This is a genomic window from Sporosarcina sp. ANT_H38, assembly GCF_008369195.1.
Taxonomy (GTDB): Bacteria; Bacillota; Bacilli; order Bacillales_A; family Planococcaceae; genus Sporosarcina.
On the sequence record NZ_VOBC01000001.1, the window covers coordinates 1,046,029 to 1,070,256 of the forward strand.

Genomic DNA, 24,228 nt, shown 5'->3' on the forward strand with positions numbered 1-24,228 from the left:
AACAATATGAGAAGTAGTTTTTTTGTTAAATATGTCATGTTATTTTTAATAACTACCTTACTCATACCCTCTAGTGCATCTGCAGACGGAAAAGATGTTAAAGTACCTACTTTTACTGAAGCATCTGTCCATGATCCTTCAGTCATCAAAGTAGATGATATGTATTATGTGTTCGGTTCGCACTTAGGAGTGGCCAAAACAAAGGATTTTATGAACTGGACCACTGTTGCGGCAGGTGTGAATCCGAATAATCCATTGTTTGATAATGTCGTAGAAGAACTAGAGGAAGCATTAGAATGGGCAGAAACAGATACGTTATGGGCGCCAGATGTGATTGAATTGAACGGTAAGTTTTACATGTATTACAATGCATGTGAAGGTGGTTCGCCACTCTCAGCAATGGGAGTAGCTGTAGCGGATCATATCGAAGGTCCTTATAAAGATAAAGGTATTTTCCTGAAATCTGGCATGTGGAATCAAGCTAGTGAAGATGGAAAAATATATAATGCGACAATCCATCCTAATGTCGTTGACCCACAGGCATTCTTGGATAAGGACGGCAAACTTTGGATGGTTTATGGGTCATACTCTGGTGGTATTTTCATATTACAAATGGATGCTACAACAGGACTTCCACTTGATGGTCAAGGATATGGTACCAAGTTAATGGGGGGGAACCATAGTCGAATGGAAGGCCCCTATATTCAATATGTCCAAGAGACAGGCTACTACTATTTATATATAACATTCGGTGGTCTTGGTGCAGATGGTGGCTATAATATGCGCGTCGTTCGTTCGAAGAATCCTGATGGGCCATATGTTGATGCAGAAGGTAATGATATGACTACCGTTCGCGGAGCCAATGGAACTTTTTTCGATGACAAGTCGATTGAGCCATATGGTGTGAAATTGATGGGGAACTATTTATTTGAGAATATGACGAGTAAATCGACAGTAAGTACAGGAATAGGTTATGTATCTCCAGGACATAACTCCGTGTATTATGATGAAGCTACAGGCAAGCAATTATTACTATTTCATAGTCGATTTCCGCAAAGAGGAGAACAACATGAGATTCGAGTCCATCAGCTATTTATGAATGATGATGGATGGCCGGTTGTAGCACCTTATCGATATGCTGGGGAAGAATTAGCGAAGGTTTCTCCGGAGGGGGTTAGTGGTAACTATAAATTTATTAATCATGGTAAAGAAATTACAGAGAAAGTAAAAAAATCGGTTGTTATTACGTTACTTGCTGATGGTACTATTGCTGGGGATGTTAATGGGACATGGGCGGTTGAAGGAGACAACAAAGCGAATCTGGTCATTGATAATTATGCTTATCAGGGTGTTTTTCTAAAACAATGGGATCCGATTTCTAAAAGCGAAGTGATGACATTTACAGCTGTATCGGAACAAGGAATGTCAATTTGGGGGAGTCAACTTGAAGAGCTGTCTGATGAAGACACTGTGGCATACGTGAAAAACACATTGAAACTTGGCAATACAAGAGCCGTTATTGCCGATGTATCACTTCCCAAAGCCAGTACTTTTGATACTAAAATTTCATGGAAGTCTTCAGATCCTTCGATTGTTTCTAAAAAGGGGGCTGCCAAGAGACCTTACTCAGAACAAGATACTACAATTACGTTAACAGCTACTATCAGTAAAAATGAGACTACAGCTACAAAGAGTTTTAAATTGGTTGTATTGCCGAGTGAAGAGGCTGAAGTTGAAGGCGAAGGAAATGCAGAAGTGAAGGCAGTCGATCAGACAACAAATCTAGTGGTATGGATCGTCCTAGTGTCGCTGTTACTTGTTTTAGTTGCTTTTTTTGCCATCAGAAGAAAACGGAATAATTAAAATATGGAAATTATGTAAAATTGCTAAAAACACATTTTTAGGTGCAGGAAGTACTATTTCCGCAAAAAAAGAGTTACCCAGAATTAATCGAACAATTTAACATACCGTTGGATGAATATCTAAGACGTTGCGTCCATCAAATTGATGATTGGAAAAGAATGCGCGAGGATTTAGTTAATGACAAAAATCTAACACATGAGCGTAATTCTGAGTATGGCTCTTATATTATTGAAGCAATGGAGACCAATGAACCGTTTAAAATTGGAGGAAATGTATTAAACACGGGTCGTTTGATTAGTAATCTATCAGAAAAAGCTTGTGTAGAGGTGCCTTGATTAGTTGATGCGAGTGGTGTGACACCGACATACGTCGGAGATTTACCTGAACAGTTAGCTGCCCTTAATCGGACGAATATTAATACACAGTTACTGACTATTGAGGCGGCAATGCTAGATCCACATACTGCAGCAGAGCTATCAATCGATGATATTGTGGAAATGTGTGATGAGCTAATCGAAGCGCATGGCGATTATTTGCCTAAATTCAAGTAATTAGCGGTATTTGTATCATAAAAAAGGTAAAGGATGAGGAAAGTGGCATGTAAAGGTTGCTCACAATCAGTCATCGTCTCGGACGATAAAATCCAGCAACTTGTCAATGAGCAACTTCAATACGAGATTGATATTGTTGAGGATGATCTCTATAATAACAGATTGGAAATATGTAAAACCTGTCCCTCGCTTGTTTACGATACTACTTGTGGTTACTGCGGCTGCTTTGTACAGTTCAGAGCCAAGTTAACGTACAAGCATTGCCCGGACCCAGGAAGTCCAAAGTGGTAATATTTTGATGTGTTGACTACGGGTATAAACTGAGCTTAGGAGCATTAAAAGAGTTCATTATTTCAATCTATGTAGAAGGGAGTTATTTCTATGTCATTTAAAATAGCTTTTATTGGTGCTGGTAGTATTGGGTTTACGAGATCATTGCTTCGAGATCTATTAGCTGTTCCAGAATTTAAAGATATTGAAGTAGCATTTACTGATATTAACGCTAGCAACTTAGAGATGGTGACGCAGTTATGTCAACGTGATATCGCAGAAAATGGATTATCTATTTCGATTCAAGCAACGACTGAGCGTAAAATGGCATTAAAAGGGGCTAAATACATTTTTAACGTTGTTCGAATCGGTGGATTGGAAGCGTTTAAAACAGATATTGAAATTCCGCTAAAATATGGAGTCGATCAATGTGTAGGTGATACATTAAGCGCTGGTGGCATTATGTATGGTCAACGAGGTATCGCAGAGATGCTGGCGATTTGTAAAGATATAAGGGAAGTTGCAGCAGAGGATTGTTTGCTTCTTAACTATGCAAATCCAATGGCCATGATTACATGGGCTTGCAATAAATACGGTGGGGTAAAAACAATTGGATTATGTCATGGTGTTCAACATGGCCTTCAACAACTTGCCGATGTATTTAATCTAGACAAAGAAGAAGTTGATATTGTTTGTGCGGGCATTAATCATCAAACCTGGTATATCCAAGTGAAACATAATGGTGTTGATTTAACCGATAAAGTATTGGAAGCATTTGAGAAGCATCCGGAGTTTCCGAAAACGGAAAAAGTACGGATTGATATGCTAAAAAGATTTGGTTACTATAGTACAGAATCCAATGGGCATCTAAGTGAATACGTCCCCTGGTATAGAAAAAATCCAGATGAAATTCTTGATTGGATCGATCTAGGGGTATGGATTAACGGTGAAACAGGTGGTTATTTACGTGTTTGTACAGAAGGACGAAATTGGTTTGACATTGATTTTCCGAACTGGATGAAAGAACCAGCAATGGAATATAGACAGGAAAACCGAAGTGAAGAGCATGGATCGTATATTATAGAAGGATTAGAGACTGGGAGAGTCTATAGAGGGCATTTTAATGTCATCAATAATGGTATTATTGCTAATTTACCTAATGACTCTATTATTGAAGCCCCTGGATATATAGATCATAATGGAATTAACATGCCTATGATTGGGGATTTACCACTTGGTTGTGCAGCCGTCTGTAATGTTAGTATCTCGGTGCAAAGACTTGCTATCGAAGCTGCTGTCCAAGGTGATGATATGTTGTTAAGACAGGCTATGATGATGGACCCACTTGTAGGAGCTGTTTGTAATCCAAATGAAATTTGGCAAATGGTCGATGAAATGTTAGTAGCGCAAAGTGAGTGGTTGCCACAATATAAGGAAGCAGTGAAAGAAGCGGCATATAGATTAGAAAATAATGAATTGGTCCCAACCCAAGAGAATAAAGGTGCAGCACGTCTCAATGTGAAAACGGTGGAAGAAATGGCTCTTGATCGGGATGAGGCGAATATTAATGCTGGAGAAGCTGACAAAGCTAAAGTACGTCCAGCTAGTAAGTGATATTGGAGCCTTCAAGTATTAGTAAATACTATCACAATGTTCCCGATACTAAATTAAATTAAGGAAAGGGCTGCAAGAAATTTCTATGCTAGTCCAACAAAATCATTTATATAATACATTAGTCATATCAAAACGCCAAAGGGGAGAGTCCCTAGGCGTTTTTACATTAGTTGATTTAGGTAGTTGCCAAAAATAAGATCGTCTAATCGCAAGACGAATATAAGAATTATTGTGGTACTATTATTTTGGACACAATAATCTAAATTGAAAAAGCTTTTCGAAAAAAGAAAGAGGTGTTTTGATGATCAATCAATTACGTAAAATTTATTCTTCACTTCTTGTATATTCAGAGGGAAGTGATAACTTAGACCGTACATATAAGTGGTTTGTGACGGATGAAAATGAGATTATTGGTATCAATGAAGAAGAATTAACATCCAAAGATTTATCGTTATTAGCTACTTTTTTATTGCCATATAATACAAATTTACCAATACCTACCGATGAAGAACGAAAATGGAGAAATGCTATTCATTCGACTGAATCAAGTGCTAACTTTGAAATTAATAATCCTTATCGATTTATCTACTTTTCAATTAAAAAAAATCAAATTGACCCTATAATGTTTAAAGATGCCATTCATGAGCTTTTTGCAAATCAAGTACCTATTCTCTGGGGAAATGGGCATGAAGGTATTATTATAGAAGAACAGACAATATATGAAGATAGTATCTCATTTGAAGAGATAAAAGACATATTCATGAGTGATTTATCTGTGAAAATCAACTTCTTTATTGGATCTTATAAGGAAGGTTTGGAGGACATCTCTCAGTATTATCACTCCTTAACAAATGCGGCTAAGAAAGTATTTATATATACGAATAAGACTGTAGTAACTTATATTGATGCTGTGCCTTATTTACTCATTAGTGAAACAGAACCTGACGTACGTTCCGATATTGGTAAAACTATTTTACAAGAATACATTAATGATGAAGAAACATTAAAAACAATAGAAACGTTTCTTCAATGCAATTTAAATATATCGGAGACTGCAAAAGTACTGCATATGCACCGCAATAGCCTACAATATCGCTTGGATCGTTTTTTTGAAAAGACGGGAATAGATGTCCGCCAATTTCATCATGCAATGACAGTTTATCTAGCACTTTTAGCAAGAAAGTAACTCTATTTTTTGGAAACTAAATTCATAGTAAATGTGCACGAACACTATCCAGATCTTTGTGCATATTCACCATTACTAGAATAGTATAAATAATGTATGCTATTAGTAGTTAATGAAAGCACTTACATACTTTGGAGGGAATATAATGGCAGACTTGAAATTGGTAAATATAAGAAAAGTATATGACAAAGATGTAGTTTCCGTTAAAGATTTTAGTTTGGAAATTAGAGATAAAGAGTTTTTAGTATTAGTTGGTCCATCTGGTTGCGGAAAATCAACAACACTTAGAATGATTGCAGGTTTGGAAGAAATTTCAGGGGGCGATCTTTTCATCGGGGGAAAAAGAGTGAACGACGTCCCACCAAAAGATCGTGACATCGCAATGGTTTTCCAAAACTATGCACTGTATCCCCATATGGATGTTTACAATAATATGGCATTTGGTTTGAAGCTTCGTAAATTTAAAAAAGACGAAATAAAAAAACGTGTTGATAATGCCGCTAAGATTTTGGGACTTGAGGACCTCTTAACTCGAAAACCTAAGGCCCTCTCAGGTGGACAGCGTCAGCGTGTTGCTTTAGGACGTGCTATTGTCCGAGATGCTGAAGTATTCTTAATGGATGAGCCATTATCTAACTTAGATGCTAAGTTACGTGTACAAATGCGTGCGGAGATTCAAAAGTTACACAGACGCCTGCAAACAACAACAGTTTATGTAACCCACGATCAGACTGAAGCAATGACAATGGCAACACGGCTTGTTGTAATGAAAGATGGACTCATCCAGCAAGTAGGAGCACCTAAAGAAGTTTATGATGAACCTAATAATGTTTTTGTTGGTGGTTTTATCGGTTCTCCTGCAATGAACTTCTTAAACGGTAAAATTGAAGGTAATTATTTCGTTATGGATGATATAAAAGTTCTTATTCCTGAGGGTAAGATGAAATATCTTCGTGAGCAAAACTATGTCGGTAAAGATATCATTCTTGGAATTCGTCCAGAAGATATTCATGATGAACCGGTATTTCTTGATTTTTCTCCTGAAACAAAAATCAGAGCCTCGATTGAAGTTGCTGAATTAATGGGTGCAGAAATCATTCTTTATTCTAAAGTAAATGACCAAGACTTTGTTGCTCGTGTTGATGCGCGTTTCAACGTTGTGGCTGGCGAAACGATTGACTTAGCATTCGATCTTAATAAAGCGCACTTTTTCGATAATGAAACAGAATTACGAATTAAATAAGATTATATAGTAAAGCCGCTAAGGGAATTTATTTTCCTTTAGCGGTTTTCTATATGGATTCTTTTGGGATGAAAGCGTTTGGCGAACAGGTGCTGACTTAATTATGTGATTTACAATTCTTATGAGTGTCAGAGGTCTTTAACTGTGCTTAAAAACTAAAATACTTGGACAAACTGAATGATCAAGATATGAAAAGGGAGAGGAGGTATAGCAATGAATGAGAAGAAGTCTCCACACCAGGAAATGACCGAAAAAAACAATGGATTGTCTTCGGCACAAGAAGTACTGTATCAGGAAGAATACAAAAAAGCAGATAATGTAGTAAAAAAAGCAGATAAAGATAGTGATAATAACAAAAAAGGCTGAATTAGTCAGATAGAACATACCGAGAAATAAGCAAACTCTTCTTAGTAATAACATAATCTAATTGAAATTAAACGGTTGCATATAGAATGCAACCGTTTTTGGTATTGAGAAATATTTTTTCTAAGTTGAATTTTAGTGATTTTCCTTAGTTTTAAGGTTTTTTTGATTTACTAATATGTCATCGATAATGTTTTGGCCGACAGATGATACCAAAAGAAAACCTTTCATTAAACTTTCGCTATATGTCAATTTAACATCATAAATACAGACATTATTTAGTATTGGTGATTATAAAACTCATCGATTGGAACAAATAATCCTACTTTCCCATGCGTTTCATGATCTAATGTAGCGAAAACAATGCCAATTACTAGCCCCTTACTATTTAGTACGGGGCTACCGCTATTTCCCCTATAAACCGGTGCTTTCATCATAACGACAGGTACATCCCAATCGCTGAGTTGGATATAATCAATAATCGTCCCTTCATTTGCAATACCCTTAAAACTTAAAGGATTACCTATAAAGTTAATCGCTTCATTATCTACAAAAGTCGTTTTTTTACTGAGTTCTAAATAGGGTAGGTCTTTGCCATTTACTTTTAATACAGCGAGGTCTACTGAAGGATATGAATGCACAACGTCTGCCGTAAAACGCCCTTCGTCTGGGAAAAAGATATTAACAGTGTCGCTTCCCTCGACAACATGATAGTTTGTTAGAATGGTTCCGTCACTCGAAATAGAGAAACCAGTGCCTTTACTATCAGCTGTCTGAATAACAACAACGGATTTTTTATAGTCAGCAATGTTTTCTTGCTTCGATAATTTTGAGGAAGTTTTTAAGAATTCAATGGCTGGGATTGAATAAACTTCAAAAATAACTGCAAATGTATTGAATACCATCACAATGGAGATAAGCCAAAATAGCCATTTTGGAAATGGACGTTTCGTTTTATGTTTTGTTTTTTCTTGCGCCTCTATAAAAAGAGCCTCCCGATGTGCTTCTAATACCAGTTCCTGCAATTCTTCATCATCAAGTTCAGCATTTAAATCTATGTCTTTCAAATTAGGCGGTTGTTTTTCATTCGAATCCATGCAATCACATCCTAACTTTTAAATACATAACGTTATAGTTCATTATAACAAAGGAGAGTAAACAAAGATTTCTAAATTTAACCCGTAATAATCAGTTAGACACCAACTGATTGAAGAATACTAGATTTCTTTGTCATTATTATTTTGTAAGGACATATAATGAACAGTCCAAAGATTTTAAATGCAAGAATGAATATTGTTCGTGCGTCTTCTTATTAAACAATTATATATTTTAAAGGGGAATGAGCTATGAGTAGGAAAAAGCAAAGGATGTTCGTCGTTGCTATTGCGTTGGCACTCGGACTTGGTGGAGTAATGCCTTCTTATACATCCGCTGCGGTGGGAGAAATTGAATCACATGTTCAAATTGGACAGATTGTTAAAGGCACAGTCGTAGAAAATTGGAACAACGAAATCATCATTAAGAGTGATGAAGGTAAACGTTATCATGTCGGATTGCATACATTTAGCGAGGAACAAATTCAGGCGATGAATATTTCAATCGGGGCTTCGGTACAAATCGAAGGAGAAATACTTGAAAGTTTTGCAGATTTTTATGACTTTGCCTATTTCGTGAAAAATCTGCCACCTGGAGTAACAGTGGATGAAATCAAAAAGCTAGAAGTTCTTTACAATAAAGCAATGGCTTTAGAAAAGGAGGAATTATGGGAGGAATCCGGAGAGATATGGATGAAAATTAATCAAATAACGAATCCCCATTATCTTGCTAATTGGGAGCCTGAATCATTTGATGTTTATATAAGTATGTTTGAGTATAAGTTTACAACTGATGACCTGTTACGGTTGGAAGAACTTTATAATCAATGGATTTCACTTTCTAAAAGTGGAGAGGAGAAAGAATCTGGCGCGAAGATAGATCAGTTTTATGAAATAGTTAATAAATATTATGTAGAACCTACATTTGATGAGTATATTGTAGATGTAGGCATTACTATTTCCAAAGTGGATTATCCGGTGATTAAAAAATTATATGAGGCTGCTCGCCAGGCTAATATCGATGGTGACGAGCAACTCGAGATGGATAAATGGCAGGCATTTGATTTTGCAATGCGGCCGTATTATCGAGCCGCCTATCCAATGCCAATATTTGAAGAACAAATGGCTTATTATGATTTTGAAGTAACAAAGGAAGACCTTTCTAAACTACGAAAAATTTATAAGGGCATTATTAATTTAGAACAAAAGGGTAAATATGAGCAAGTAGATAGTCAATGGGAGTCTTTTTACAGCATTTTAGAGCCGTATTTCGCACTGAATGTAAGTATCCCATTGCGTGCTTCACAAGTAATAACAAGGGGTAAGACTTTTCAAGGATAAAGCTTATGTTAAAATGCCTATCGTTTCGGTAGGCATTTTTGTGTTGGATTAATTATTGCTGCACCTTGCGGGCGATAATTTGAATATAATGTGACGATTAAGACCATATTGATAAGTAAAATTACATTTTTCATCGCGTTATAAACACCTTTAAGAAATTCTCTTAAAATGCATTATCGCTTACAATAATAGTCTGTTTTCACTATAAGCAGTATTCATAGGGGGCCTCCATGAAAAGTATAGTCAGGGTAACCAATGTAGAAATAACCAATTTAAAAAACGTGAAAAAGGGTGAGTTTCATACAAACTCAACTTTCAACACGTTAGAAAAAGCTGATGTAATAGGATTCTATGGTCAAAATGGTTCTGGAAAAACAGCTGCTGTGGAAGCGTTCAATCTGCTGAAAACATTATTATCAGCCAATAATGACGCTCCACTACCTAAGATCACATCTAACTTGCTATATTTTAATGAAAAGACAATTCGCTTGTTGTTTAAATTTATAGTTGAAAATCAATTCGGGGAATTCCTCGTTAACTACTCAGTTTCTTTATCAGCGGGAAAAGGAAGGTATCAAGTTGTCGAAGAACAAGTAGTATATCGGGAACATAATGAAAATGAGCCATTCAAAGTTTTAATGAAGAAAACTGGTAGAGACTTAACTATAGGAATTAAACAATCACATGAAATGAATGAATCTGAAAGAGTTTCATCTATCGTAGCCAAACGGATGGCTGTCAGTAACGCAACATCTTTTGTGTTTAGAGAGGAATTAAAGGAAGTATTTGAAGAGCTCTTAGAAGAAAATGAAATTGAAATCATGAAAAATCTTACAGATGATTTTAATCATGATTTACACATCATTGATACCGTACAATATGGTCTATTAGTTGCCAATCTTGTAATGCCGTTTAGTGTGCATCTGAAAAGAAAACGTGGACATATACCTTATGAGATGGTTGATACAATGGTGCTGCCTTTGGATTTGTTTGAAACGATTGACCAAGTGGTTAGCCAAACGAATATTGTCTTGCAGACCATAATACCTGGTCTTTTAATAAAGATAAGACAAATCAATAAGCAGAAGTTGAGTGATGGCAGTGAAGGCGTTCGCTTTGAGTTTTTATCGAAAAAAGGGGAGATTGAACTTCCTTTACGAAGTGAGTCGGAAGGTACGTTAAAAATCATTTCTATCTTAAGTACACTTATTGCGGTTTATAATAATCCGAACGCGTGTGTTGTAATTGATGAGCTTGATGCAGGGATTTTTGAATATTTACTTGGTGAAATTTTAGAAGTTCTGCACGAAAATGCACAAGGTCAACTTTTTTTCACTTCTCATAATTTGAGGATATTAGAAGTACTCCCTATTCGAAACTTATGGTTTACGACTCTTAACCCAGAGGACAGATACCATCAACTAAAAGGGGTTGAAAAGTTAAGCAATGCACGAGATATCTATCTCCGTGCCATACAGCTAGGCGGCCAAGACGAAGAAATCTATGCAGAAACAAACTTATATGATATTAAAACAGCATTCCGAAAAGCAGGGATTTCACATGACAATTAATAAAAAGAAGGTCGTGTTATTGCTTGTCGAGGGAAGCTGCGAAGAGGTATTACTATACAGTCGTTTACGTAGCCTTTTTGAACAGCATAATATACGTTTTCATATTCAGCACGGTGATATTCTATATGATTTGGACAGGCCAGAAGAGCCCATTAAGTCTGTGATTGGAAATGCTGTGATTGGGTTTATGATGAAAAGTAAATTCCATTCGGAAGATATATTTTGTGTGTTACATATTATTGATATGGATGGCTGTTTTATTCCAGATGAGGCAATTGTTATTGATGAGACTCAAAAAGAATTAACACTCTACCACGAAGATCGAATATCTGTGCCGCATGAAAAGCAAAAACTTCAAATAGCAACAAGAAATGCGGATAGAAGTAATAATATTAATGAAATGAAAGCGGCGGACAAGATTCTTTCTTGTGAAATTGACTACCGAATGTATTATTTTTCACGAAACTTAGAGCATGTACTATTTAGAGAACCGAATCCAGAAAAGAATAGAAAATTTCCTGAAGTAGAACGTTTTATTGATCAGTTAGAGATGCCGATTGAAGATTTCCTACGACAATCCATGCCAGTGATAAAAGGACTTGAACCTTATTCAGAGAGTTGGGAGAGGATTTCTGAGAGTACGGCTTCATTACAGCAATATAGTAATGTACCTTTGTTATTTGACTATGTTAGATTGCAATCTGAGCAATAAGGGGGTAAGCGATGCATGACTTAAGTTATCTGTAAAAAACACATTGATCGATTCAGAAAATCTGTGACGATTGCTTGAACGCTAAATCGTCACAGATGTTTTTAACGTCGGGTAATAATAACTTTTCTCTTAATAATATGTTAAGATTATAGTGTCAGAAATATTAGTTATTATTGTAACGCATACTATACATCGCAAGGCACTTTGAAAAGAATGTCATTGGAACTTCAATCATCAATTTGACGACATTGACTTCTATATCGCCTAGTCTCATTTCATGCTGATTGCTAGCCTTAAAATTCGTATCACAGCATATCGATTCAATTTTCCATTCAGTTTCGGCAATTGTCGTTTCAATTAATTTTTAGGGAGTGAACTAACATTGGAAGATAATACAATGTTTATAATTGATCAAAAAGATGAGTTAAGTCTAGAGTTTAGCAAACTAGTTTCAATGATGAATTACACCAGATTCACAACGATTCTTGAAGTCGAAAACTTAACAGTTGAAGAATTAGACTTTCTGTACGATGAAGAATCGAATTCAATCGGAATGTTGTTAGCACATATGATATCGGTTGAAAAGGCATATAAAATCTTAACTTTCGAAAATCGGGAAATTACAGATGAGGATGTTAGCTTACTAAACCCAGGTTTAGAATTAGGATGTAATGCTCGAGATCAAATTAAGGGAAACAGCATTGATTTTTATTTGGAGCAATTATCAGAAACAAGGAACAAAACAATTGAAACGTTTAAGTCGCTAACTGATAAATGGTTATTTGAACAAAGTCCATTTTGGAATGGACTTCCTACGAATAATTATTTTAAATGGTTTCATGTGTTTGAAGATGAACTAAATCATAGAGGACAAATTAGAGTTATTAAAAAAATGATAAGATGAAAGAATTGTAGTAAAGTATATAATTAATTGAATGCGGTCAAGTTAATGGTAGTTATATAGGGAGTGTATATAAACGGAGCAAGCTGAAATCTTAAATACTAGGTTCTGATGAAATTCGTATTAGTAGAAAATATAATTAGGGGATGAATATTTTATGAACTATACTCAAATTAGACATACTGATTTAAATGTTTCGAATATTATCATGGGCAATATGCGTTTAACACAGCTTACCTTAACTGAGATTGAGCAGTTAATCCGCACTGCACTTGACGAAGGCATTAACTTCTTTGATCATGCAGATATTTATGGACAAGGTCGTTGTGAAGAGTTATTTGCCGAAGCGATCCAAATGAATTCAAATATCCGCGAAAAAATGATTTTGCAAAGTAAATGTGGTATTAAAGGGCAAGAAAACTACTTTGATTTTTCTAAAGAGCATATTCTCAACTCTGTCGACGGCATTTTAAAGCGCTTAAAAACGGATTACTTGGACCTATTACTACTTCATCGTCCCGACCCATTAATGGAGCCTGCTGAAGTTGCCGAAGCTTTTAAAACTTTACATAGCAGCGGAAAAGTAAAACATTTTGGCGTTTCAAATCATAATCCATCACAGATTGAACTATTACAAAAATATACACCGCATAAATTAGTCGTCAATCAAATTCAGTTTAGTATTGCCCACACACCAATGATTGACGCTGGGATTGCACTAAATATGAATATTGACCAGGCAATCAATCGTGATAGTAGTGTGCTCGAATATTGCCGTTTGAATGATATCACGCTACAAGCATGGTCACCCTTCCAAAATGGATTCTTTGCTGGACCTTTTCTCGGCGACCTAGAGAAATTTTCAGGGTTGAACAAAGTGATTGACGAAATTGCTGACAACTATAATGTGACAAACACGGCGATTGCGACCGCCTGGATTACCCGTCATCCGGCTAACATTCAAGTCGTGCTTGGAACAACGAATCCTCAGCGATTAAAAGACGCATGTAAAGGCGTGGAAATTACGTTAACAAGAAAAGAATGGTATGACATTTATAAAGCTGCTGGAAATATCGTTCCGTAACAAAAATGTTGCATGAAATTCATTATAAATAACAACAGAGTCTAGCGTCTAAAACTGTTCCGAGTCGAAAAGCATATATTCTAGTTTTAAAAAACGGTTCAAGGGTATTATTCCTTGAACCGTTTTTATGTTATTAGTAAGTATTGAATTCACTCTATTTCTACCTTGAGCTTTTCAGTATTTGTTGAAGTGCCTTGTCGATTGTCTCATATGTAAACTGGAATCCTTCTTTTTCTAATCTGTCGGGAACAACCCATCGACTCTTCAAAATTAATTCCGTTTCAGTTCGCAGGAAGACGGAACCCATTTCGAGCATCCATTTTGGCGATGGGAATCCAATTTTACGGTCCATCGTTTTTCGAAGTTGTGTCATGAATACTCGATTCGTGATTGGTTGAGGAGCTGAACAATTGAATACTCCATCCAAATGTTCATTCCTCTGCAGAAAAAGTACAATCTGAAACACATCTTCAATATGAATCCAACTAAACATTTGATTACCTGTTCCTTGCACTCCGCCTAGGCCAAAGCGTACCAGGTTGAGGTAGGGCTCCATTACTCCACCATCCTTACCAAGTACAATAGCAATTCTTAATGCAACTTTCCTCGTCTGAGGTAGGTCAAAAGTAAATAGGGAATTTTCCCAAGCTTGCGCAACCCCGACGGAGAAACCAGTTCCTATCTCTCCACCAGCTTCCGTCATGGGGCGATCTTCCGCATGGCGATAAATCGTAGCTGAGCTCGAATTGATCCATAAAGAAGGTGGATTTTTACAGGCTAACAGTGCATGACCAAGTATTTCTGTAGTATCTGTTCTTGAATCTAGGATTTCTTTCTTATTCTTCTCATTATAACGGCAATTGACGGACTTACCTGCAAGATTGATGAGCATCTCTGCGCCTTCCAAGGCATCTATTATACCTGCGTGATCTGTCCAAGAAAGATGATGAGGACTTCTTGAAATGATGATTATTTCATATCCTAAATTTGTGAAATTCTCTTTAAGGTATTGACCCATAAAACCCGTTCCACCAGCTATGACGATTTTCTTTTTCATATCATCCATCCTCTTCTTATAAGTTGTTATTAATAGGACGATAGATTGCACATTTAAGATGCAGAAACCGCTAGTGAATGTAAAAAGTTACCCTTGAAGATTACTTACAGTTTGTAAGTCTAAGAGGATACAAGAAACAAAGTAGGGGATAAACTGCATTTAGTTCCAAACGCTTAGCACTTAAGAATTGGTTTTTTGTTACCAAGAATTAGTGGGTGAGAATAAAGAAACTAAAATTGTTTTTATGTTATAATATATGCACAACAATTGCATAAGAAGGTTGGATAAGTTGTCACTTCCATCTGACAACTTATGAGTCAATCAGTCTTCTAATACAATTATCCGCGATTTGTTGAAGGTCAACTTATTTTAAGTTAAATAAAAGCAATTCTGCTGTAGGAAAGTCTGACAGTTACTTCATATCCTAAAATCGGACTAACTGTTCTTCACTCAACCTAGTTTGGGAGAAAGATTTATTAAGCAGGAGTGAAAGCAATCATCGGTTGAGGTAGACCAGGAGGCAAATAGAATGATTTATGCAAAAGGAATTATATCTTTTCAGTCAAACAGCATACCGACTAAATCAAAAATATATATGAAGAATGTTAATGTGAAAATGGAGATTCTCGAAATAACCAAGCGGTCTTCAAGTACTGGGGAAGAACAGTCTATAGTGATCACATGTAGTTACATTGCTCATTTAAATGAACATTATGAATGCAAATCACTTGAAGATTACAATGGAAAAGTCAAACCATTTTTACAAAAATACATTAAAAACTTAATTTATAGAGTGGAAGTTCATCATTTAAATTATTTAAGGAGTGGTAAAAAGAAACCAATCACTCATCAATCTTCTTAATAATAATCTCCTCTACTCTGCAAGCAGCATCAGGTATTCATTCTTTAAACCGTTGAAATGTAAGACATACATTTCCTTGAAAGAAGTGAGAGGTGAAAATGTACGAACAAAATGCCTATTTGCCTAACAGATGTAATAAGCGCTTTCATGGTACGTCTACTAAAGCCCAGGACAAAACAAAATCCCAGCCCAGTAAGCCAACCCCAATCACTCGCAGACCTCAGAAGATATATATAAGAGCGGAAGTAAAGTGACGCTTGAAGAAAGCCCACCTCTATTTACACTTGATCCGAAATAGACCGCCGCCAAGATTTCTCCTTTATAAAATTTCAAATTAAATAGATTAAAATCTGTGATCCTCAAACGTAGTTTTAATCTATTGAACCCCTATATTAAGATGGACTTTTCTTGACAACAAAGATGTGCCATACAGGTAGTATAATACTCCTGGAATAACGGGGTCTTTTTACCGTATTTTAGGAAGTTTAGATTAATGAAAAGTATCATTGTTTTCTTCACTAGTGATCCGTTCTGGGTGGGTATACAAGTTAAATGAGTTTTGTCGTATAAATCCGACAGTCGTAATACCTAATTCTTCTGCAAGTGTTAGAGCGAGTTCAGTAGGTGCTGATTTTGAAAGTACCATTGAACACCCGATTTTTGCTACTTTCAATAAAATCTCCGATGAAATACGCCCACTGAACACAATTACTTTGTCCCGAACTGGAATAGTATGTTTCAAACAGTGACCATAGATTTTATCCAACGCATTATGTCTTCCGATATCCATTCTCGACAGAACTATTCCAGTTGAGTCACAGAGCGCTGCATTATGGACGCCCCCAGTTTGATGGAACATATCCGCTGCTTGCTCCATCTGTTCCATCAGGAAAAAGCAATCATTCGGTGTAAGAGTTAACTTGGTTTCCTTCATATTCTTTGCCGTCAATGCATCGTTGGCGAATACAAAACCTTGTCGGCTCATCCCGCAACAAGAGGTGATATAGCGCTTGTTTAACAATTTTTCGTAAAAGGGATACATCTTATCCGTTTTGATATGAACAATTCCCAATTCTTCCTGCACCCAAATGTCTTTGATGTCTTCATACTTTGGGATGACGCCTTCAGATGCCAAAAAACCGACCACCATGTCTTCGATGTATTCGGGTGAACAAACGATAGTCGCGAATTCTTGATCATTGATTTTAATTGTAACGGGGTGTTCGACTACAATCCGGTCTTCCTTTTTTGTGAAAGTTCCGGTTGAATATCGAAAAATAGTTCGTTTCTTATCTTGTTCCATCCGCTTTACCTCCCTGAATTCGGTATGTATTTGAACACAGCGTTGGCGCCATCCAGGGGTAGCCGAAACGGTATTCAATGGAATCATTTCTCTAACATATATAGATTGTGTATTCTTATTAATTGGAATATAATGATAGTTAAGTGGACGTACACTATTAACTACTGTGGCGTTTTAATATTTTAAGAGAAAATAAGTAATGATACTATAACACGTCTTATATGAAGACTATTCCACTATGAAAGGGCACTTGTCAAGTCGGTGTGTTTTTTTATAGTGGTTTTTATTTATAAAAAAGGAGGCGCTTACTTGCGTATCAAGATTAACGATTCGGGTTATGACTTCGTGGAAGGCAAGACGATTCTTGAGGTGATCAATCAATATCAAATCTCTCATCCGCAAATATGCTACTTACCTGAAGTGGACCCGATTGAGACGTGTGATACGTGTATATTGGAAGTGGATGGTCGACTAGTACGTGCCTGTTCAACAAAAGCAGTTTCTGGAATGAATGTAGCACTTTCTTCTACTCGGGCTAAGGAAGCACAGACAGAGGCTATGGATCGAATTCTTGAAAATCACCTGTTGTATTGTACAGTGTGTGACAACAACAATGGTAACTGCAAAATACATAATACCGTGGATATGATGGGAATTGAACATCAAAAATATCCGTATGAACCAAAATGTACACAAGAAAGTGTTGATTTTACACATCCGTTTTACCGTTACGACCCGAATCAATGCATTGCCTGCGGCCAGTGTGTAGAAGTGTGTCAAAACCTACAGGTAAATGAAACCTTATCGATTGATTGGGAGAGGGATCGTCCAATTGTTCTATGGGATGGGGGAGCGAAAATCAATGACTCCTCCTGTGTCGGATGCGGGCACTGTGTTACCGTTTGTCCATGCAATGCGCTGATGGAAAAATCAATGCTTGGTGAAGCTGGATTCATGACCGGACTAAAAGAGCAAATTCTGTCGCCAATGATCGAACTTGTCAAAGAGGTAGAGCCTGGCTATAGCGGGATTATGGCTATTTCCGATGCTGAATCCGCGATGCGCGATACGAGGACAAAGAAAACGAAAACAGTTTGTACATTCTGCGGTGTTGGTTGTTCTTTTGAAGTGTGGACAAAGGACCGGAAGATATTAAAAATCCAGCCCGTATCAGATGCACCAGTAAATGCGATTTCAACGTGTGTAAAAGGGAAGTTCGGTTGGGATTTCGTCAACAGCGAAGAACGAATTACGACACCACTTATTCGAAAAGGCGATTCTTTTGTAGAAGCTACATGGGAAGAAGCTCTCGATCTCGTTGCTTTAAAGCTCGGTACAACCAAAAAAGAGCATGGAAAAGAAGCTATCGGTATCATTTCATCTTCGAAGATTACAAATGAGGAAAACTATGTCATTCAAAAGTTAGCCCGCCAAGTATTTGAAACAAATAACGTTGATAACTGTTCACGCTATTGTCAGTCTCCAGCGACAGACGGTCTATTCCGTACAGTTGGGATGGGTGGAGACGCTGGAACCATCAAAGATATAGCTAAAGCGGGACTTGTCATTATTGTTGGAGCTAACCCAGCTGAGGGACATCCAGTTCTTGCCACTCGTGTGAAGCGTGCACATAAGTTGAATGGGCAAAAATTGATTGTCGCTGACTTACGGAGAAACGAAATGGCTGATCGCTCCGATATCTTTATAAGTCCTAAGCAAGGGACCGACCAAGTATGGCTCATGGCGGTGACAAAATACATGATTGATAAGGGATGGCATGATCAGTCGTTTATTGATGAAAACGTTCATTATTTGGATGAATTCAAAGATGTACTTCTACAATATACACTCGACTATGCTGAAAAAGTATGTGGTATATCAAAAGATATGCTAATCAAGACAGCAGAAATGATTCGTGATGCAGACGGTACTTGTATTCTTTGGGGAATGGGTGTCACACAAAATACCGGTGGATCAGACACTTCAGCTGCAATATCTAATTTGTTGCTTGCGACAGGTAATTATCGACGCCCTGGTGCAGGAGCCTATCCGCTGCGAGGGCATAATAATGTACAGGGTGCATGTGATATGGGATCACTACCGGGATGGCTTCCAGGTTATCAACATGTTACTGATGATTTGGCCCGTCAGAAATTCGAAAAGGCATACGGTGTGAAAATCGATAATAAGCCTGGTCTTGATAATATTCAGATGCTGCATTCGATCGATGATGGAATCATGAAAGCTATGTATATAGTCGGTGAGGATATGGCGCTCGTCGATTCTAATTCGAACTACGTACATGATGTCTTGTCTAAACTCGAATTTCTTGTTGTGCAGGATATTTTCTTCTCAAGAACGGCTCAATATGCGGATGTCATTTTACCCGCGGTTCCATCGCTTGAAAAAGACGGTACGTTTACAAATACGGAGAGACGCGTGCAACGTTTGTACAAAGCTCTTCCGGAATTAGGCAACGCAAAGGCGGACTGGTGGATTGTTCAGGAAATCGCTAACCGTCTCGGTGCAGATTGGAACTACAGACATCCAGGTGAGATTTTTGCAGAAATGGCGAGTCTATCACCATTATTTAGTCAAGCAGATTATAGCGTGATGAAAGGCTGGGACAGCTTCTTATGGGGTAGTTTGGATGGTAAAAGCACACCGTTATTATACGAGGACGGATTTAACTTCCCGGATAAAAAAGCACGTTTCGCCCTGTCTGACTGGGTGCCACCCGTAGAATTTCCAGAAGAGTATGATCTCCATATTAATAACGGACGCTTACTTGAACATTTCCACGAAGGTAATATGACGAATAAATCGGATGGAATTCAGGAGAAAGTACCAGAGGTTTTCGTTGAGGTTTCACCGGAACTTGCGAAAGAGCGTGGCGTGTTAAGCGGATCCCTTGTACGCCTGATTTCGCCATACGGTTCTTTGAAGCTTCCGGCACTTGTAACGGACCGTGTGAAGAAAAATGAATTATTCTTGCCGATGAATTCGGTTGAAAAAGAATCAGCTATTAACTTCCTAACTGGGCCAGCTGTAGATCACCGAACGAACACACCTGCTTATAAGCAGACACGGGTGCGAATGGAAGTACTTCGAAAAGACGGTAAAAACCCGTTGCCAAAGTCGAACCATCGTAATAAAAAGCGTAACCCTCAAAATGGTGTGGAAGTGGATCAGAAATGGGCGCGTCCTGAATATGTACATTTGACTGAGCATTTGAAAGAAAGGTGATATTTGATGGCAGTACCGATAACTTCTATTAAAAAGACAGAACTGACACCAGAAGAACTCAAACAGAAGAAATTAGGGGAGTTGCAGTCATTGATTGCTGAGCAAGACCAGGCCCTTAATAAAATATTTGAAATCACTGGAGAATTGGATGGTGCGGGAGTTTTTGACGCGTTGAAGGCAATGGTTAAAGCGAAGGATGATATCGCCCAAATTGCGGTTGATCAAGCGTCCCGTGAGCCCATGGTCAATATTATCAACCATGTGCTAAATGCATCAGGAGTGATTGCTTCAATTGACCCTGATGTAACTGCTAGGCTTGGTGCTAGCGTCAAAAGGGGGCTTAACGAAGCAGAACTTTATGGGGGAAACGGGCAAAAAGTAAGTATTTTTCAGTTGATGACTGCATTAAACGATACCGATATAAACCGTGCTGTAAAATTCGGGTTGGATTTTTTGAAAGGTATGGGAAAAGAGTTGAAATAGAACAAAAGCTTCAGCGCGTGTTCAGCCTCGACAAGCGTTGTAGCCTAGACGTGAAATCGACATGTTAGAGTTAGATACTGTACGATATAATAAAATTTCAAAAGCGAAAATAAGATGCCGAGTTCAAAAACAGTTCATGGCTGTTTTTGAACTCGACCATTTTAGTTACAAGGACTCAACATATTAAATGTTAGTCTGGAACCAGGTACATCTCAATCTCTTGGCGCGAATGTTTTACAATCTGTTTCTTCACTACTCGTTGCCTGTTTACCTTTTTTGCTTACTACATAAATAGAACTCGCCTTACATTTGTTTCCGGGACCCCAATACTTACAGTTATTCACTTCACAAAGAATTACTTGAGACATAGTATCACACCTCCTTTTTGTTATGATGAACAACATCGAGGGGATTGATACTTTATATTTTAACAAAGCAACATAACGTTACAAATACATTAGCAATGAAAATAAGCTTTGTACATAAAAGACCAGTACTAATCTGTGTTTATTGCATATTAGAGTTTTTTCGTCGAAAATGCCATTGTTGATATTGAAAGCGGATGAAACAGCCTACACAGAACCCAAGAATTGCGATGAGTGCAGCTAAACCAACCATGATTGTAGTGGCATTAAATAATATAGACCAATGCATTAAAGAACTTACACTTGCGGTGAAAAGAAATCCAACTGCCAAGCATTGGTTAAATCTTAATTGTGCGTAGTCTTCTTGGGGATATTGATTAGCAGGCTTAGTTAAAAATCGTTTAACGAATATTAAAATAGGATGGAATCCCGTCACTAAACTAGAAAGGTTTGCGATTAGTGGAATGAGTAGTATCCAAGCCGATTGTGTCAGAAGTGCAATAATTACAGATAGGAAAATTGTCCATTGATTCGCGAGGACTAAAGGTTTAGGAATTGTTTTCATTATATACCCTACTATTCTAATTGGATTTTAATTAATTATATGTTTAATCCGTGTAAATGTATACCAGTAAAGCGAATTAGTATGTGGAGCATCACTGACTATAGGCTAATTTCATGTTGCAATTCTAGTGTTTTTGAGTGGTTTAATTTTGTTATTGATGAAAAAAATCACTAGTTTTAATTAGCCAATGCTAACGACAAAACAACATGATAAAACTGTCGTGATTATTTTAGCCGAAAGTGAGCCGGAAACGCATTCGTCCAAATGAAGACTTTTGCGCCTAGCTTATCAGTATGTTATGCAAGAAAATGGTTAATCATCAGACGTGGGGAAATTTGAAACATTACTTTATATACTTTTATGAGTATTAGGTAGAGTGAAACCGATGATAACTCTTCGATTGCAGGTAGACAAAGGACCAGAAACATTTAATAAAATGGTCAATATGGAGGTTTTCGGGTTGAATGTTCTTTTCTATCCTGAGTCAAAATGATAAGCTAGTTAAGTAAGTATTTATTTATTATTAAAGGGGCCGATTAAAATGGTTGAAAAACAATTTACAGTTACGGATGCGCAGGGAATTCATGCACGACCTGCATCGATATTAGTAAGTACTGCAACCAAATTCAAATCCGATGTAACCTTGATTCACAAGGGGAATAACGTCAATTTAAAATCAATATTGGGCGTAATGTCTTTAGGAATCGGTATAGATGAAGAATTTATAATTAGTGCCAATGGAATAGACGAACAAGATGCACTAAATGCACTTGAAGAAGCGCTAATAAACGGAGGATTGACTAACTAATGAGCCTACTTCATGGAATTTCTGCTTCAAATGGAATTGCGATCGCAAAAGCATATCGTTTTGTTGAGCCAGATTTATCTTTTAGAAAAAAAACGATTGAAGATATTCCAGAAGAACTTGCACGTCTACAATCTGCTATCTCTATTTCGAAAAGTGAATTGGAATCGATTCGTGATACTGCTAATAAAGAACTAGGTGCAGAAGAAGCTGCTATCTTTGACGCACATATATTAGTATTGCTTGATCCGGAGCTACTTACTTCAATTGAAGAAAAAATTAAAACTGATCTTGTGAATGCTGAATATGCACTCAAAGAAACGTCAGATATGTTTATTATGATGTTTGAACAAATGGATAATGAATATATGAGAGAACGGGCAGCAGACATTCGTGATGTTGCAAAACGCTTGCTGTCACATTTGCTAAATGTTGCAATTATGAATCCAAGCATGATTACTGAAAAGGTAATTATTATCGCTGAAGATTTAACACCATCAGACACAGCTCAGTTAAATCGTGAATTTGTAAAAGGTTTTACTACAAATATTGGCGGGAAAACTTCACACTCAGCGATTATGGCGCGAACTTTGGAAATACCTGCGGTTGTAGGAACGAAGGAAGCGACAAAGCTTATTCAGGATGGTGACATCATCATTGTCGATGGTTTTAAAGGAGAGGTTCTTATTAATCCTACTTCTGATGTCATTGCTACATATGAAAAAGTACAATTGAAGTATGAGCAGCAAAAGGTGGAATGGGCAAAGTTAGTGGATGAAAAAACAACCACTGCTGATGGACACCATGTAGAATTGGCTGCAAATATTGGCACACCAGAAGATTTAGAGGGAGTTATCAAAAATGGTGGGGAAGGTGTCGGACTTTACAGAACTGAATTTTTGTATATGGGTAAAGCTCAACTTCCCACCGAAGAAGAACAGTTTAATGCTTATAAGAAGGTCCTTCAGGATATGACTGGTAAACCAGTAGTAGTGCGGACCCTTGATATTGGTGGGGATAAGGAACTTCCATATTTAAATCTCCCTAAAGAAATGAATCCATTCCTAGGTCTTCGAGCTATTCGGTTATGTTTAGAAGAGCAAGATATTTTCCGGACGCAATTAAGAGCTCTCTTAAGAGCGAGTTCATTTGGCAATTTAAAGATTATGTTCCCAATGATTGCAACCTTGGATGAATTTCGTCGCGCGAAAGGCATTTTAGAAGAGGTTAAACAAGATCTACTATCTTCTAACATACATGTTGCAGATAACATTGAGGTTGGCATAATGGTAGAAATCCCATCTACTGCAATTTTAGCAGATCAGTTTGCGAAAGAAGTAGACTTTTTTAGTATCGGTACAAATGATTTAATCCAATATACGATGGCTGCTGATCGCATGAATGAACGCGTTGCCTATTTATATCAGCCTTATAATCCAGCAATTCTACGGTTGGTCAAGATGGTAATTGACGCATCGCATAATGAAGGAAAATGGACTGGCATGTGTGGAGAAATGGCGGGGGATGAAATCGCTATTCCTTTATTGGTAGGCTTAGGTCTCGATGAATTTTCAATGAGTGCCACATCTATTTTGAAGGCCCGCGCACAAATTCTGCAATTGAACAAGAGCGACGTGGTAGAGCTTGCGAATGAAGCCCTACAGATGTCAACAGCTGAAGATGTAGTTCAAGCGGTTATGAACCGCTGCAACTTATAAATTCCATGGAATAATAAACTAAAAGAGTAAA

At 37.3% G+C, this 24,228-nt stretch carries 21 protein-coding genes and 1 pseudogene; 17 read left to right on the forward strand and 5 right to left on the reverse strand.

Translation table 11 applies throughout. The features are described from left to right. Positions 1 to 6 precede the first annotated feature (6 nt). From abnB to FQ087_RS04835, 7 genes and pseudogenes are all read left to right on the forward strand, one after another. Positions 7 to 1,863 carry an arabinan endo-1,5-alpha-L-arabinosidase AbnB gene (abnB, locus tag FQ087_RS04805; RefSeq protein WP_304624656.1) on the forward strand — a complete coding sequence of 619 codons (1,857 nt, stop codon included), beginning with the start codon at positions 7 to 9 and terminating at the stop codon, positions 1,861 to 1,863. Between the two features lie 65 nt (positions 1,864 to 1,928). After that, a pseudogene (locus tag FQ087_RS04810) lies at positions 1,929 to 2,414 on the forward strand (family 4 glycosyl hydrolase); the annotation flags it as partial. A gap of 33 nt (positions 2,415 to 2,447) precedes the next feature. Next, positions 2,448 to 2,705: a DUF6171 family protein gene (locus tag FQ087_RS04815; protein WP_255452145.1), complete on the forward strand. Its 258-nt coding sequence runs from the start codon at positions 2,448 to 2,450 to the stop codon at positions 2,703 to 2,705. Between the two features lie 90 nt (positions 2,706 to 2,795). Continuing rightward, positions 2,796 to 4,298 carry an alpha-glucosidase/alpha-galactosidase gene (melA, locus tag FQ087_RS04820; RefSeq protein WP_149579392.1) on the forward strand — a complete coding sequence of 501 codons (1,503 nt, stop codon included), beginning with the start codon at positions 2,796 to 2,798 and terminating at the stop codon, positions 4,296 to 4,298. 301 nt (positions 4,299 to 4,599) lie between these two features. After that, positions 4,600 to 5,484, forward strand: coding sequence for a PucR family transcriptional regulator (locus tag FQ087_RS04825; RefSeq protein ID WP_149579393.1), 885 nt, complete (start codon positions 4,600 to 4,602; stop codon positions 5,482 to 5,484). A 145-nt stretch (positions 5,485 to 5,629) separates the two neighbouring features. Continuing rightward, positions 5,630 to 6,727, forward strand: a complete 1,098-nt coding sequence (locus tag FQ087_RS04830; RefSeq protein ID WP_149579394.1) for an ABC transporter ATP-binding protein — start codon at positions 5,630 to 5,632, stop codon at positions 6,725 to 6,727. Between the two features lie 213 nt (positions 6,728 to 6,940). After that, positions 6,941 to 7,093, forward strand: coding sequence for a YfhE family protein (locus FQ087_RS04835; protein ID WP_149579395.1), 153 nt, complete (start codon positions 6,941 to 6,943; stop codon positions 7,091 to 7,093). A gap of 275 nt (positions 7,094 to 7,368) precedes the next feature. Here the strand turns inward: FQ087_RS04835 and FQ087_RS04840 are convergent, their stop codons facing one another. Next, positions 7,369 to 8,187, reverse strand: a complete 819-nt coding sequence (locus FQ087_RS04840) for a S1 family peptidase (RefSeq protein ID WP_149579396.1) — start codon at positions 8,185 to 8,187, stop codon at positions 7,369 to 7,371. Positions 8,188 to 8,436: 249 nt separating this feature from the next. Between FQ087_RS04840 and FQ087_RS04845 the strand changes: the two genes are divergently transcribed. The 5 genes from FQ087_RS04845 to FQ087_RS04865 all read left to right on the forward strand — a co-directional run bounded on the left by FQ087_RS04845 (position 8,437) and on the right by FQ087_RS04865 (position 13,793). Continuing rightward, positions 8,437 to 9,525, forward strand: a complete 1,089-nt coding sequence (locus FQ087_RS04845; RefSeq protein ID WP_149579397.1) for a hypothetical protein — start codon at positions 8,437 to 8,439, stop codon at positions 9,523 to 9,525. 230 nt (positions 9,526 to 9,755) lie between these two features. Then, the gene (locus tag FQ087_RS04850) at positions 9,756 to 11,096 is read left to right on the forward strand and encodes an AAA family ATPase (protein WP_149579398.1); all 1,341 of its coding nucleotides are present in this window, start codon (positions 9,756 to 9,758) and stop codon (positions 11,094 to 11,096) included. Then, complete coding sequence (locus FQ087_RS04855) at positions 11,086 to 11,808, forward strand: hypothetical protein (RefSeq protein WP_149579399.1); 723 nt, start codon at positions 11,086 to 11,088, stop codon at positions 11,806 to 11,808. Before FQ087_RS04850 ends, FQ087_RS04855 begins: the two co-directional genes overlap by 11 nt. Positions 11,809 to 12,205: 397 nt before the next feature. After that, on the forward strand, positions 12,206 to 12,712 hold the full coding sequence (locus tag FQ087_RS04860) for a DinB family protein (RefSeq protein ID WP_255452274.1): 507 nt from the start codon (positions 12,206 to 12,208) through the stop codon (positions 12,710 to 12,712). Between the two features lie 154 nt (positions 12,713 to 12,866). Continuing rightward, positions 12,867 to 13,793 carry an aldo/keto reductase gene (locus tag FQ087_RS04865; RefSeq protein ID WP_149579400.1) on the forward strand — a complete coding sequence of 309 codons (927 nt, stop codon included), beginning with the start codon at positions 12,867 to 12,869 and terminating at the stop codon, positions 13,791 to 13,793. A gap of 160 nt (positions 13,794 to 13,953) precedes the next feature. Here FQ087_RS04865 and FQ087_RS04870 read toward each other — a convergent pair whose 3' ends face one another. After that, positions 13,954 to 14,850: a TIGR01777 family oxidoreductase gene (locus FQ087_RS04870; RefSeq protein ID WP_149579401.1), complete on the reverse strand. Its 897-nt coding sequence runs from the start codon at positions 14,848 to 14,850 to the stop codon at positions 13,954 to 13,956. A gap of 529 nt (positions 14,851 to 15,379) precedes the next feature. Between FQ087_RS04870 and FQ087_RS04875 the strand changes: the two genes are divergently transcribed. Beyond that, positions 15,380 to 15,712, forward strand: a complete 333-nt coding sequence (locus tag FQ087_RS04875; RefSeq protein ID WP_149579402.1) for a hypothetical protein — start codon at positions 15,380 to 15,382, stop codon at positions 15,710 to 15,712. Positions 15,713 to 16,202: 490 nt separating this feature from the next. Here the strand turns inward: FQ087_RS04875 and fdhD are convergent, their stop codons facing one another. Next, a complete protein-coding gene (gene fdhD / locus FQ087_RS04880; RefSeq protein WP_149579403.1) occupies positions 16,203 to 17,015 on the reverse strand; it encodes a formate dehydrogenase accessory sulfurtransferase FdhD in 813 nt (270 codons plus the stop codon). 309 nt (positions 17,016 to 17,324) lie between these two features. On the opposite strand from fdhD, the gene fdhF reads away from it, so the two are divergent. Further along, on the forward strand, positions 17,325 to 20,261 hold the full coding sequence (gene fdhF / locus FQ087_RS04885; protein ID WP_149579404.1) for a formate dehydrogenase subunit alpha: 2,937 nt from the start codon (positions 17,325 to 17,327) through the stop codon (positions 20,259 to 20,261). 6 nt (positions 20,262 to 20,267) lie between these two features. Further along, positions 20,268 to 20,744, forward strand: a complete 477-nt coding sequence (locus FQ087_RS04890; protein WP_149579405.1) for a helical membrane plugin domain-containing protein — start codon at positions 20,268 to 20,270, stop codon at positions 20,742 to 20,744. A 212-nt stretch (positions 20,745 to 20,956) separates the two neighbouring features. Here FQ087_RS04890 and FQ087_RS04895 read toward each other — a convergent pair whose 3' ends face one another. Continuing rightward, on the reverse strand, positions 20,957 to 21,112 hold the full coding sequence (locus tag FQ087_RS04895; protein WP_149579406.1) for a DUF1540 domain-containing protein: 156 nt from the start codon (positions 21,110 to 21,112) through the stop codon (positions 20,957 to 20,959). A gap of 139 nt (positions 21,113 to 21,251) precedes the next feature. Further along, on the reverse strand, positions 21,252 to 21,674 hold the full coding sequence (locus tag FQ087_RS04900; protein ID WP_149579407.1) for a DUF4395 domain-containing protein: 423 nt from the start codon (positions 21,672 to 21,674) through the stop codon (positions 21,252 to 21,254). A 541-nt stretch (positions 21,675 to 22,215) separates the two neighbouring features. Between FQ087_RS04900 and FQ087_RS04905 the strand changes: the two genes are divergently transcribed. Beyond that, a complete protein-coding gene (locus tag FQ087_RS04905; protein WP_149579408.1) occupies positions 22,216 to 22,482 on the forward strand; it encodes a phosphocarrier protein HPr in 267 nt (88 codons plus the stop codon). Further along, a complete protein-coding gene (gene ptsP, locus FQ087_RS04910) occupies positions 22,482 to 24,197 on the forward strand; it encodes a phosphoenolpyruvate--protein phosphotransferase (RefSeq protein ID WP_149579409.1) in 1,716 nt (571 codons plus the stop codon). Before FQ087_RS04905 ends, ptsP begins: the two co-directional genes overlap by 1 nt. The last annotated feature ends 31 nt before the right edge of the window (positions 24,198 to 24,228 follow it).